General features: G+C 32.1%; 11 protein-coding genes. 1 reads left to right on the top strand and 10 read right to left on the bottom strand.

Annotated features, from left to right (window positions below):
- Positions 1-30: 30 nt before the first annotated feature.
- The 4 genes from HYN86_RS09245 to HYN86_RS09230 form a co-directional block, all read right to left on the bottom strand.
- Complete coding sequence (locus tag HYN86_RS09245; protein WP_113677771.1) at positions 31-924, bottom strand: tyrosine-type recombinase/integrase; 894 nt, start codon at positions 922-924, stop codon at positions 31-33.
- A 95-nt stretch (positions 925-1,019) separates the two neighbouring features.
- Positions 1,020-1,214 carry a 30S ribosomal protein S21 gene (gene rpsU, locus HYN86_RS09240; RefSeq protein WP_095954821.1) on the bottom strand — a complete coding sequence of 65 codons (195 nt, stop codon included), beginning with the start codon at positions 1,212-1,214 and terminating at the stop codon, positions 1,020-1,022.
- A 129-nt stretch (positions 1,215-1,343) separates the two neighbouring features.
- Positions 1,344-2,486 carry an acyl-CoA dehydrogenase family protein gene (locus HYN86_RS09235; RefSeq protein ID WP_113677770.1) on the bottom strand — a complete coding sequence of 381 codons (1,143 nt, stop codon included), beginning with the start codon at positions 2,484-2,486 and terminating at the stop codon, positions 1,344-1,346.
- Positions 2,487-2,499: 13 nt separating this feature from the next.
- Complete coding sequence (locus tag HYN86_RS09230; protein ID WP_230406447.1) at positions 2,500-3,390, bottom strand: helix-hairpin-helix domain-containing protein; 891 nt, start codon at positions 3,388-3,390, stop codon at positions 2,500-2,502.
- 275 nt (positions 3,391-3,665) lie between these two features.
- On the opposite strand from HYN86_RS09230, the gene HYN86_RS09225 reads away from it, so the two are divergent.
- On the top strand, positions 3,666-5,132 hold the full coding sequence (locus HYN86_RS09225; RefSeq protein WP_113677768.1) for an APC family permease: 1,467 nt from the start codon (positions 3,666-3,668) through the stop codon (positions 5,130-5,132).
- A 43-nt stretch (positions 5,133-5,175) separates the two neighbouring features.
- Here HYN86_RS09225 and HYN86_RS09220 read toward each other — a convergent pair whose 3' ends face one another.
- The 6 genes from HYN86_RS09220 to HYN86_RS09195 form a co-directional block, all read right to left on the bottom strand.
- Entirely contained in the window at positions 5,176-5,403 is a 228-nt protein-coding gene (locus HYN86_RS09220; protein ID WP_008466940.1) for a PspC family transcriptional regulator, read from the bottom strand.
- A gap of 97 nt (positions 5,404-5,500) precedes the next feature.
- Positions 5,501-6,778, bottom strand: coding sequence for a DUF2851 family protein (locus HYN86_RS09215; RefSeq protein WP_113677767.1), 1,278 nt, complete (start codon positions 6,776-6,778; stop codon positions 5,501-5,503).
- 70 nt (positions 6,779-6,848) lie between these two features.
- Positions 6,849-7,331 carry a 3'-5' exonuclease gene (locus HYN86_RS09210; protein WP_113677766.1) on the bottom strand — a complete coding sequence of 161 codons (483 nt, stop codon included), beginning with the start codon at positions 7,329-7,331 and terminating at the stop codon, positions 6,849-6,851.
- 79 nt (positions 7,332-7,410) lie between these two features.
- On the bottom strand, positions 7,411-8,772 hold the full coding sequence (locus tag HYN86_RS09205) for a pyridoxal-phosphate dependent enzyme (RefSeq protein WP_113677765.1): 1,362 nt from the start codon (positions 8,770-8,772) through the stop codon (positions 7,411-7,413).
- Positions 8,773-8,816: 44 nt separating this feature from the next.
- The gene (locus tag HYN86_RS09200; protein ID WP_113677764.1) at positions 8,817-10,811 is read right to left on the bottom strand and encodes a putative porin; all 1,995 of its coding nucleotides are present in this window, start codon (positions 10,809-10,811) and stop codon (positions 8,817-8,819) included.
- A gap of 89 nt (positions 10,812-10,900) precedes the next feature.
- On the bottom strand, positions 10,901-12,340 hold the full coding sequence (locus HYN86_RS09195; protein WP_113677763.1) for a RagB/SusD family nutrient uptake outer membrane protein: 1,440 nt from the start codon (positions 12,338-12,340) through the stop codon (positions 10,901-10,903).
- Between the last annotated feature and the right edge of the window lie 2 nt (positions 12,341-12,342).

Below are 12,342 nucleotides of genomic sequence, written 5' to 3'. Positions count from 1 at the left end.
ACAAATTTTAGGATTTAACATTTAGAATTATCACTTATTTCTAGGATGCGCACCCTTATATACTTTTTTAAGCTCCGCCAAACTATTATGAGTATAAACTTGAGTAGACGCCAAACTAGAATGCCCTAATAATTCTTTAACTGAATTCAAATCTGCCCCATTATTCAATAAGTGAGTTGCAAAAGTATGACGAAGCACATGCGGACTTTTCTTCACCTTTTCTGAGACCCTACTAAAGTATGAATTTATTAATCGATAAACAAAAGATTCACTCAATTTTAACCCTTTTTTCGAAATAAAAAAATAGTCCGAATCAATTATATTCTCTAAATCATCCCGCTCCTTTAGATATGAATCAATCTGATTTTGTATAATCGGCAAAATAGGAATAATACGCTCTTTGTTTCTTTTCCCTAAAACTTTTATGACACCTGCAGATCGATCTACATTTTTAATCATTAAATGTATTAATTCCGCACGACGCATTCCCGTAACATAAAACATCTCAATAACAAGCTTGTCACGAACTTCCTCAAAACCAACTGGAACTTCTATTTCAACCAGCAAATCTTTTAATTCTTTTTCCGAAAAAGGCACCTGAACAACTTTTGGCGTTTTCAAGGATTTATGCTTCAGCATTGGATTCACCTCAATTTGTTTTGATTTTAAAAGAAATTTATAAAATGCTTTTAAGGAAGCCATTTTTCTATTAACCGTAACATTCGAAACATCTTGATCTACCAAAAAAACAATCCAGCTTCTTACATGACTATAATTTACAGCATCAATATTATCCTGATCAAAAGATTCAGAAACAAAAGATTCAAAAGACAAAATATCATTTAGATACGCCCCAACTGTATGAGGAGAATATTTTTTCTCCAGCAAAAGATAATCTCTAAAAGCATCTTTATTTGTTTTCATCCAAATTAAATCTAAAAATTACGCATAAAAAAACCGTTAGCATCAAAATTAAAACATTTTGACTACTAACGGTAATTATTTCTGAAAAGCTAATATTAACTTTCTAAACTATCTTTCAAACCTTGAATGTAAGCAGCTTTTTGAATTTGAGCTCTTTTCACAACAGATGGCTTAATAAAAGCAGTACGCGCTCTTAATTGACGAACAGTTCCTGTTTTATCAAATTTTCTTTTATAGCGCTTTAATGCTCTATCGATATTTTCTCCGTCTTTAATTGGTATAATTAACATAATATAGACACCTCCTCTCGTTAAGGCTGCAAATGTAAATATTAATTATGAATTATGAGTTATAAATTATGAATATTTTTCAGAAGAGAAAAAAGATTAAAGAAAAAGGAAAATAAGCCTATTACCTCTTTACTCTTTCAATAAATTCCTTGAAATAACTAACTTTTGAATTTCAGTTGTTCCTTCACCAATAGTACATAGTTTCGAATCTCTATAGAACTTTTCTACTGGAAAATCTTTTGTATAACCATATCCCCCATGAATTTGAACAGCATCGTTGGCTACTTTAACGCAGGCTTCAGACGCATACATTTTTGCCATTGCTCCCAACGTAGTTACTGGCTTATGCTGTTGTTTCAAGAAAGCCGCTTTATGCAGTAATAACTCAGAGGCTTCAATCTCAGTTGCCATGTCTGCCAATTTAAAAGAAATTCCTTGAAAATTACTTATAGGCTGACCGAATTGATGCCTTTCTTTTGAATATTTTAATGCAGCCTCGTAAGCTCCTTTTGCTATTCCTAAAGATAAAGCTCCGATGGAAATCCTGCCGCCATCTAAAATTTTCATCGCCTGAACAAAGCCCTGCCCTACTTCTCCTAATCTATTTTCATCCGGCACACGACAATTGTCAAAAACTAACTCCGCCGTTTCGCTTGCCCTCATTCCCAATTTATTTTCTTTTCTGCCTGATGAAAAACCTGGCATTCCTTTTTCAAAAACAAAAGCAGTCATTCCTTTTGAATCTCCTTTTTCACCAGTTCGTACAACAACAACTGCAATATCACCAGAAATTGCGTGTGTTATAAAGTTTTTTGCACCATTTACTATCCAATGATCGCCATCTTTTACAGCGGTCGTATTCATTCCTCCTGCATCAGAACCTGTATTATGTTCTGTCAACCCCCACGCTCCTATATATTCAGCTGTTGCTAATTTTGGAAGCCATTTTTTCTTTTGTTCGTCGTTCCCAAAAGTTAAAATATGATTGGTACATAAAGAATTATGCGCCGCAACTGACAATCCTATCGAAGGATCTACTTTTGAAATCTCTTCAATTATAGTAACATATTCATGATATCCTAAACCTGAACCTCCATATTCTTCCGGAACCAAAACCCCCATAAAACCCATTTCTCCAAGTTGCTTGAATAATGGGATTGGGAAAATCTGCGATTCATCCCACTCCATTATATAAGGCCTAATATTTTTTTCAGCAAAATCTTTTATAGACTGAGCTATCATCAACTGCGTGTCGTTATAATCAAAGTTCATTCGTTACTTTCTTTTAGTACTCCAAATATAAACTAATTATTTTTGCTTTTTCAACAGGAAAATCTTTAATTTTTGCTAAATCCTCAATATTAGCAAAATCTCCATTCATACTTCGATAGGTAACGATCTGTTTTGCGAGTGCATATTTGAAATATGGAAACTGAGATAATTCCTTTAAAGACGCATTATTTATATCTATTTTTTTTAACGTCGAGGGAATTATGACTTTAAAATGCTTATTTAATTCACTTATAACTTCTGGAGAAAGCCCCCAAATTTCGTTCATTTGATCCATTGACACAAAACATCCCAAGACTTCTTTCTGTTTTAATATTCTAGACGACAGGCCTTCTCCTATTCCATAAATTTTTATTAAATCTTCTTGGGTTGCATGATTAATATCTAGTATCTCAAATTTTTCCACTTTCTTTGAAAAGCTCTTTTGAGCATATTCTATTTTTTCTGTTTTGAAATGTGTTTTATTCTGAACCCAATCTGGAAACTTAAATAAAGGAGAAATTTTATTTAATAATGAATCTGAAATTCCGGTAACTTTTTGAAATTCTTCTGCTGAATTCACGTATTTATTTTCTTTTCGAAATGCAATTAAACGATCAATTTCTTCGACCGACATACCAAGTTTATAACCTTTATAGTCGGAAATAAAATTTGGATTAAATAGATAACTAACTGGTTTGTTGTTTTTCTGAACCGATTTTTCATTATCAATTTCTGACTGTAGAGCTAGCCACCCGTTTTTTGCTAAGCTTTGATTTTCAGAGATATTAAAATCAGAAAAGAAGTAAATCGACTGCAATAATATCATAATACAAAAAAGAATTACCAAACCAGTTCGCTGGTATTTTGTAAAATGAAAAATATGCTTAAAATGTATAAAATTCATACTGATAAAAGAGGTTCTAATTTGCATTGATAAATAAAGAAAGAAAAATCTTTCAAATTTAAAAAGAAAATTAGTAAGAAAATAGTTTTTAAAAGAATTATCAAATCTTGTACAAATGAGCAATTAATTTAATGAATATCAACACTTGCAGAAATTTTCTTGAGAGTCCTATAAAAAAAATGAATTATTTATAACTTAAAACATGATAAATGTTTTTATTTTTTACAAAAAACAATACATTTGGAGCTTAATAACAAATAAACCAATATAATAGTATGTCAATTTGGAGAGTTAAACCAATATCTGCCTTTGAGGCCGATATAAAAAAGAGTAATTTAAAGAGAGTTCTTGGAAAATGGAGTCTTACTGCGATTGGAGTTGGTGCCATTATCGGTGGAGGTATTTTTGTACTTACTGGTACTGGAGCTTATTATCATGCAGGTCCTGCTTTAGCTGTTTCGTTTATCATTGCGGGTATTGCCTGCGTTTTTGCGGCTCTTTGCTATTCTGAATTTGCATCGATATTACCTGTTGAAGGATCGGCTTACGCTTATGCTTATGGTACAATCGGAGAAATTTTTGCCTGGATAATTGGATGGGGGCTTATTCTAGAATATGCAATGGGATCCATGACAGTTGCCGTTTCCTGGTCAGGGTACTTTAATAAATTACTCAAAATGTTTCACATAAAACTTCCTGACTGGCTTACAACCGATCCTGCAAGTTATACAGGAGAAGGTTTTTCAATGAACCTGCCTGCTTTCTTGATCGTTATTTTAGTTATTTCATTACTTATTAAAGGAACAAAAAGTGCTGCGAAAGCGAATAACGCGATTGTTATTCTTAAAGTTTCTGCCGTAATCTTTGTAATTATCGCTGGTCTTTTCTTTATTAATACAGCTAACTGGCATCCATTTATTCCTGAAGCTACTCAAATTGTTGAGAAAGAAACTACACACAACGCCTATGGAATTGGAGGAATTGTTTCTGGAGCTGCTGCGATTTTCTTTGCTTATGTTGGTTTTGATGCTGTCTCTACACAAGCAGGTGAAGCTATTAATCCTAAAAAAGATGTTCCGTTTGCAATCATTGCTTCTTTATTAATCTGTACAACTTTATATATTCTTGTTTCTTTAGTTTTAACAGGAATGATGAATTACCAAGATTTTAACCCACTAGGAAAATATCCAGAAGCTATTAAAGCTCCAGTTGCTTACGCTTTTGATATTGCGGGACAAGGATGGGCTGGTTTTATCATTACAGTTGCTGCTACAATCGGTTTAGTTTCTGTATTGATGGTAATGATTATGGGACAATCTAGAATTTTCCTTGGAATGTCTAAAGATGGTTTAATTCCAGCTGTTTTTTCTAGAGTAAATCCTCTTTCTGGAACACCAAAAACCAATTTAATGATTCTAGGTGGTATTATTGCAACTGTTGCTGCATTTACACCGATTAATAAATTAGCAGATATGACAAGTTTTGGTACTTTGTTTGCCTTTACAATGGTTTGTATCGCTGTTTGGATCTTGAGAGTTAAACAACCTGAATTGAATAGAACATTTAAAGTTCCTGCTTTACCAGTTATTGCGGTTTTAGGAATTTCTATTAATACTTACCTAATTATTAATCTAAGCTTAGATGCTCAACTATTATCGTTAGGATGGCTTGCTATTGGTATTCTAGTTTATTTTGGATACAGTAAGAAACGATCTAAACTTAACAACGAAATTGAAGAATAAAATACTATCACAAAAAAAGCTCCAAATTAAATTTGGAGCTTTTTTATAAATCAAATACTGATGTTCTTTTTGAGCGAATTAAATCTTTTAACCTGATCCAAAAAGCCAGCGTTAGGTAGACTCCAAATCCTAATCCTGCAGTAACAAAAGATATATAGATAAAAAACAGCCTTACGCTTGTAACACGCATTCCTAGTTTATCTGCCAATCTTGACGAAACATGAAAACCGTATTTTTCGAAAAAGAATTTAAGTTTTAAAATTGCTGACATTTGTTATTTTAGATTTTAGACTAAAGTTTTGAGATTTCTTAGCATTCGCTTAGAATTACAAAAGTACAAATTATCTCATTACCTCTTTTCTAATTTTCTAATTCGAATTATTTTTAAGAAGTTCTATCCCCAAAGCGCAATTCAAGCAAGATTTCTTATTGCAGTATTCGTTTTTGAGCTCTAGTAATGTCTGACTTTCAAATGCAGTTTGAGCCTTTATTCCGAACAAAGTAAATTTGTCTATTATTGCATTTTTTTCAGGAGCAACTTCATTCATAAAATCAATCAAATTTTCTGAAATCTCTTCTCCCATCATAAATGAGTAAGCAAACTGAAGCGGTATTATAGTGTTTACGACAATTAAATCTAAAAATGATTTTGATAGGACTTTTGCTTTCCTTGGACTTTCTTTATCAAATTGGTAATGGTTTTGCCAATATAGACTTGCTGAAATATTGAATAATTCATAAACGCTTTTTAGAGATTTCAACTCAATAATTTTAGAAAATAAATTTTGATGTTTATGATATAAACCTGCCAATTGAGAAAGTCGAATTGTAGGGAAATTATCAGGACGAAGCTTAAAAAACTGCACTGGGAAAACAATTGTTTTTTCTAATTGATATTTATGGAGTAAGTAATAATATCTAAACTTTAGATCTTCAAAGTAAAGATCTTCTTTGTCCGAATCTAACAAACCTGCAGTTCCAAAAAGCAATGCTTCTAAATTCTCTATTTCAAAACTTTCCTTTCTTATAATTGAAAACGGAATTGCTTTGGATATTTGTAAAAAAGAAGTTCCGTTTGTATTTAAACCAAAATTCTTTGCTAATAGACAAAATAAAACTGCTTCCCAATCTTGATTTGTTTCTTCCAGTAATTCGTGAATAAACTTTGATTTACGCTCTAAACGCTCAAAAAACAGTCTTTCCTGCCAGCTCTTCAAAACAAAATAATCAATGTCTTTTATCTGTTTCTCGCAAGAAATCCATGTTTTAGGCGAAAGCAATGACTGGTAATTGTCAACTACTTCCTTTGCAACATAATCTTGAAGAACTAAAACGGGTATTTCCGTATTATCTTCCCTAAAAATAGGAGTATCATTTTCCCAAACCACATGAAGAATTACGTTTGTATATGAAGGATCTTTTTCGTGATTGTGTAAATACCAATCAGAAGATTTTAAATGTATTTCTACATTGCCCGCCCATTTTTGATTTCCAATTTTAATATGAGCATTAAAAAAATCAGGTCCCGAAAGTTCTAAATAATCTCCAGTTTTTATAATGGTAATTACCTCGCCTTGAACAGTTTTCAAATTCAAAAGATCAAACTTCTTGAATTTCCAGAGATAATGAAGAAAGTCTTCTCTCATTTTTAGATTTTAAAATATTACAAAATCTAAAAATAATAAAATTAATATTATTCTTACAAATAATTTTAATTTAGCGAAGTAAATATAATTTAGCACAAGCCCTAGCATCAGATAAAGCTTCGTGATGATTGAGCTGAATATTCATTTCGCGGCAGCAATCGCTTAGTTTTGTAGGTTTTAAACCTTTGGCTTTATAAATTTTGACTGTACACTCCCACTTCAATCCGATATTTAAATCTTCATAGTTTAAACCATGAAGCAGCATTGATTTCATTAAAACATTTCGGTCGAAGCTTTCATTATGTGCCACTACAACTCTATTTTTTAATCTTCGTTCAATTTCGGGATAGACTTGATAAAAAGATTTTGCATTGATAGTATCTTTTGGATAAATACCATGAACGCGTGTTGTAAAAGGATTATACTCGTTATTCGGCGGTTTTATCAATGTTACAAATTCGTCCACAATTATTCCGTTTTGGACCGTAACAATACCAACTGAACATGGATGATACCCAGTTGCAGTTTCAAAATCAATAGCTGTAAAATTCATTTTATATTTTTAAAAAGACAAATCCACAAATCTAATTGTAAGACAATCAGATTTATGGATAAGTTTTATTGGTAAAGGCTTATTTTATAGAGCCAATAATATCATATTTTGTAATAATGTGATGCTGGCCGTTTCCTAAATCAATTAAAACAGCATCGTTTTCTTTGCTGAAAAGTTTAGAAACTTCCTCGATTGGTGTTCCTAATTTTACTATTGGGAAAGGTTTTCCCATTACATCTTTAATTGGTTTTTCGGCTACATTTTTATCTGCAACATAACTTCTAAATAAATCAGTTTCATCAACAGAACCCACAAAACCATTTATGTCTACAACTGGAATTTGTGAGATTTTATATTTACGCATACGCTCAATTGCATGCGAAACCAATTCTTCTGTACGAACAACAATTAATTCTTTGTCAATATGATCTTTAATCACATCTTCTGCTTTTGTGATATTTTCTTCTAAGAAACCACGCTCACGCATCCAATCGTCATTAAACATTTTACCCACGTAACGGCTTCCAGAATCGTGAAATAGAACTACGACAACATCATCTGGCTTAAATTGATCTTTTAACTGTAATAAACCCTTAATACATGCTCCAGCTGAGTTTCCAACAAAGATCGCTTCTTCTAGCGCAATTTTTCTTGTGTAAACAGCTGCATCTTTGTCTGTTACTTTTGTAAAACCATCGATTAAAGAAAAGTCGACATTTTTAGGTAAAATATCTTCTCCAATCCCTTCTGTTATATAAGAATAGATTTCGTTTTCATCAAAAATTCCTGTTTCGTGGTATTTTTTAAAAACAGAACCGTAAGTATCAATTCCCCAGATTTTAATGTTTGGATTTTTCTCTTTTAAATACTTTCCAACTCCTGAAATTGTTCCTCCAGTTCCAACACCAACAACAAAATGTGTAATTTTTCCATCAGTTTGTTTCCAGATTTCTGGTCCAGTCTGCTCGTAATGTGCCAATGAATTGGACAAATTATCATATTGATTTACGTACCATGAATTTGGTGTTTCTTCTGCCAGACGCTTTGAAACTGAGTAATACGAACGAGGATCTGTAGGCTCTACATCTGTCGGGCAAACAACAACTTTTGCGCCAACAGCACGAAGAATATCCATCTTCTCTTTTGACTGTTTATCAGAGATTACGCAGATTAATTTATATCCTTTTATAATTGCCACAAGGGCAAGTCCCATTCCTGTATTTCCAGAAGTTCCTTCAATAATAGTTCCTCCAGGTTTTAATCGGCCGTCAGCTTCAGCATCTTCAATCATTTTTACCGCCATTCTGTCTTTTACAGAATTACCCGGATTAAAGGTTTCGACTTTTGCTAATACTAACGCATCAATTTCAGCAACAATTTTGTTGAGCTTTACCAATGGTGTGTTACCAATTGTTTCTAAAATATTCTTTGAAAAGTCCATTTTTATTTAAGTTTAATATGTGGTTCTAAATGAAAGTAAGTTTTTTACTGGAAGAAATTCCAAACTAAACCAAAACGCAGTACAAAATCACGATAAGGATTGCTTGGCGCTGCGTAATAATTACTTTGCGAAAAAGCAGCATTAAAATGTTCTGCTTTTAAATAAAATCTCGTTTGGCGAATTCTAGCATTTACGAAAAAATCGAATGTTGCAAAACCTCCAATTTTTTTATCCTGCTGTACAAAAAATTCAGCAATAACTGGATTATAATCATCTCCATAATACTTGGTAAGATAATTAAAAACAAGTCCTGTTTGAAGATATAGTGCTTTCTTAAAAAAGTAACCTGAATAATAAAATGTATTTCTGGTTACAAAATCTGGAACATTTAAGATTAAATCTGACTGATCTACTTTTTGATATAAAAGTGTGTTATCTAACGCGAAAGGACCAAATTTAAATTCTCTACTTGCTTTTATTTCCAAATAATTAATAACGTTTCCGTATTGAAATGGTTTAACGATTTGAATATTTCCTGCTTTCTGTTCATCTGTTGCATCATCTGTAAAATATAAGTGATCTTTCAACACTGTATATTGAACCTGTCCTGTTAACCAAGGTGTCTGAATTTCTGCACTAAGAGAATTGATTTTTTCATTTTTAAAATCATTTGACCAGTTGTATTCTATCCAGCTGCTTTGGTACAAATTGTAATTATTGTTTGGCAGTTTATTGATATTACGATATCTAAAATCAAATTTAATTTTATCATTTAAATCGTATCGTAACTTAGCATCTAAATCTGAAAGAGACTGATTTGTAATTGATCTAGAATATAAGAATCTACCATTCCATTTATTCTTTTGGTATTCATACTGCCCGCCGACATTATTAAATTGTAAAAACAAATTATCTGGAACAGCTTTTCCATCGCTATCAATAATTAATCTTTCATATTTATAATTTGACCTGTAATCATCAATAAAAAAATTGAACTTTCCTAAAAGTGAATTCTCATAAGCAAGTCCCGCTTTATTATAAAGTCTTTCATATTTTGTTTGATCATTAATAGCACTTGCAGCATAAGAATCTCCAAAACGCGCCACACGAAAACTGTTATTATCACTATCAGTTACAGTCGAAAGTACTGTTGGCTGTTTGTATTCATAACCTTTATTTTCATAATTAAATTGATGCGTTACATACAAATTATTATTGCCGCTTGTTGGATTTATTCGAAAAGCGTGATCAAAAAACAATCTTCTTCCTTTTAGTAAAGACTCCGCATCTGTTAAATATACCTGTAATCTTTGTCGGTTTTTGTAATCTTGATTATCGCTTTCAAAATTAGCGTCATTTGTTATTCCCCCGTTTTCTTCATTTAAAACATCTTGAAAGGTATAATGTGCATTAATAGCGTAACGTCTGCTTGTTGTGGCGTAACTGGTTGTAAATCTAAAATTCCCAGCGCTGACCAATTGGTTATTGTAATCGCCTTCAGACCTTAAACCTCTGTAAGCAATCGAAAAGTTTAGATTTTTTGAAACGTTTAACGTGATAAAAGAATCTACATTTTGTCCTTTATTAATGGTTGTATTAAAAAACAATTCTGTAAAAGGCGTTGCTGCAGAATAATAGCGAATTTGATCTGCCTGGATGTAATTAAAATGTTTTCCGTTAAACCCTATTTCTGGATATGGAGAAAAATTGGTTAAACTATATTGTAAAGTATTTAAAGGCTGTCCTATATTTGAAAATTCCTGATACCCAAAAAGATCTTTTCTAAGATGATTTTGTCTGTAAGCACTTTTAATCGTCAGTGAAGTATCTGCATAAATAGTATCGTGCTCCAGCGTAATAATTTTATACTGATCTATTGTGGCGATTTTAGCTTTCTTCTTTTTTACGGTATCCGTTATACTTGAATATTCCGTATTCATATCTAAATTATTTTTAGGAGCTGGTTTTACTTGAGAAAATAATAAAGTTGAAAATAAACAAAAACCGAATAAAAATAAACTTCTTGCTAAATGCTTCATAATTTAGATAAATATATCCTGCAAATGTAAAAAGATAAAGCCGAGTTTGAAAAACAAACTCGGCTTTATTATTAAATTAACTAAAAGAATTATCGTCCGTCGTTTACCGAACCATCGATAAATTCATTAGCATCAATTTCAGCTTGAGGAATTTTCAAGAAGAATTTTTTATCATCTACTGCTAAATTTCCAGCAGCACCAATTCTATGATTACCAGTTCTAGTAATAGCTCTTCTCAAACGCTTAGCATCAAACCATTCAACACCACATTCTCCGTAAAGTTCTTTTCTTCTTTCAACTAAAATTTCATTTAATAAATCATTTCCAGTATTAGTAGACTTAACAGCATTAACATCTCTGTTTTTTTGCAAAGCGTATAATAAAGTGTGAGCATCAGCTGTTAAACCTTGTCTATATTTAGCCTCAGCTTCGATCAATATCATTTCTGGAGTTCTAATGATTGGATTATCACCCTCAAAAGTAAATTTAAATTTAGTAGATATCCAATATCTGAAATCAGCTGTACTCGTTATTGAAGCACTCTTTCTTTGAAATCTTCTTCTAACATCAGTAGCAGAAAATAAATTTACAAAATCATTATTAATATATGTTGCAGAGTATGAAGTTGTCAAGTGATCCATCATCGAAGCCGGAGCATTAAAATAATAGTTACTTTGATCAGAACGATTAGCACTTCCCCATAACCATTCTGTATTGTCAACATTATCAAATCCTGTACTATATTGAGCGGCGTTTAAAACTGCTGTTGGATTTCCACCGTAAGCCGCTTTAGCTGCAGCTTCAGCCTCTGGCCATTTATTTCCCATTGCTTGATAAACCTGAGCCAAAATAGCATTCGCAACAGGCTTATTAATATAAGTTTTTCCTAATCTTGTATCTTTTAATCCAGCTACTGCTTTTTGCAAATCAGAAACAATAAAATCATATACTTCCCCTACCGTTGACATTGGGTTACCTGTTTGAGACAATTCAGTATAAATAGGCGGAGCAGGAAAACTTGTATCAGCTGCATAGGTTGGACAAAACTCTAAAACCAATTGATGATAAAAGAAACCTCTTAATGCATAACCATAGGCAGCTAATTCAACCTTATCAGCCTCAGTAAGAGCTGTACTTTTTTCTACACCATTAATCAATGAATTTGCTTGATTTACCATATAGAAAGAATAGTTCCAAGAAAAAGTTGTTCTTCTGTATGTAGGCTCTCTATTATCATTAGCATAATCAAAACCAAACCAGTTATCAGTTTGGATTAAATCATTTCCTTTTACTGATCTAGCAAAGAAAATTGAATTCAATCCTGCAGCATCAGTAGATGTATATTGTCCTCTGAATCTACTCATAATACCAGAAATAAAGGCTTCAACTCCGTCACGTGATGCAAAAATTACAGTCTCAGGAACACCCTGTGTAGGTTTTGGTTCGTCTAAAAACTCCTCACTACATCCCACCAGCATCATTATTGCCATAAAAGCAATAACTACTTTTGATATAATATTTTTCTTCATCT

The organism is Flavobacterium fluviale (assembly GCF_003312915.1).
Classification (GTDB): Bacteria; Bacteroidota; Bacteroidia; order Flavobacteriales; family Flavobacteriaceae; genus Flavobacterium; species Flavobacterium fluviale.
The sequence above is the reverse complement of the archived record's forward strand: the minus strand, read 5'-3'. Positions and strand labels throughout refer to the sequence as shown.

Bases quoted from the DNA above. Each gene is read 5' to 3' on its own strand.
- HYN86_RS09245 (WP_113677771.1), bottom strand. From the start codon at position 924: ATGAAAACAAATAAAGATGCTTTTAGAGATTATCTTTTGCTGGAGAAA.
- rpsU (WP_095954821.1), bottom strand. From the start codon at position 1,214: ATGTTAATTATACCAATTAAAGACGGAGAAAATATCGATAGAGCATTA.
- HYN86_RS09235 (WP_113677770.1), bottom strand. From the start codon at position 2,486: ATGAACTTTGATTATAACGACACGCAGTTGATGATAGCTCAGTCTATA.
- HYN86_RS09230 (WP_230406447.1), bottom strand. From the start codon at position 3,390: ATGAATTTTATACATTTTAAGCATATTTTTCATTTTACAAAATACCAG.
- HYN86_RS09225 (WP_113677768.1), top strand. From the start codon at position 3,666: ATGTCAATTTGGAGAGTTAAACCAATATCTGCCTTTGAGGCCGATATA.
- HYN86_RS09220 (WP_008466940.1), bottom strand. From the start codon at position 5,403: ATGTCAGCAATTTTAAAACTTAAATTCTTTTTCGAAAAATACGGTTTT.
- HYN86_RS09215 (WP_113677767.1), bottom strand. From the start codon at position 6,778: ATGAGAGAAGACTTTCTTCATTATCTCTGGAAATTCAAGAAGTTTGAT.
- HYN86_RS09210 (WP_113677766.1), bottom strand. From the start codon at position 7,331: ATGAATTTTACAGCTATTGATTTTGAAACTGCAACTGGGTATCATCCA.
- HYN86_RS09205 (WP_113677765.1), bottom strand. From the start codon at position 8,772: ATGGACTTTTCAAAGAATATTTTAGAAACAATTGGTAACACACCATTG.
- HYN86_RS09200 (WP_113677764.1), bottom strand. From the start codon at position 10,811: ATGAAGCATTTAGCAAGAAGTTTATTTTTATTCGGTTTTTGTTTATTT.
- HYN86_RS09195 (WP_113677763.1), bottom strand. From the start codon at position 12,340: ATGAAGAAAAATATTATATCAAAAGTAGTTATTGCTTTTATGGCAATA.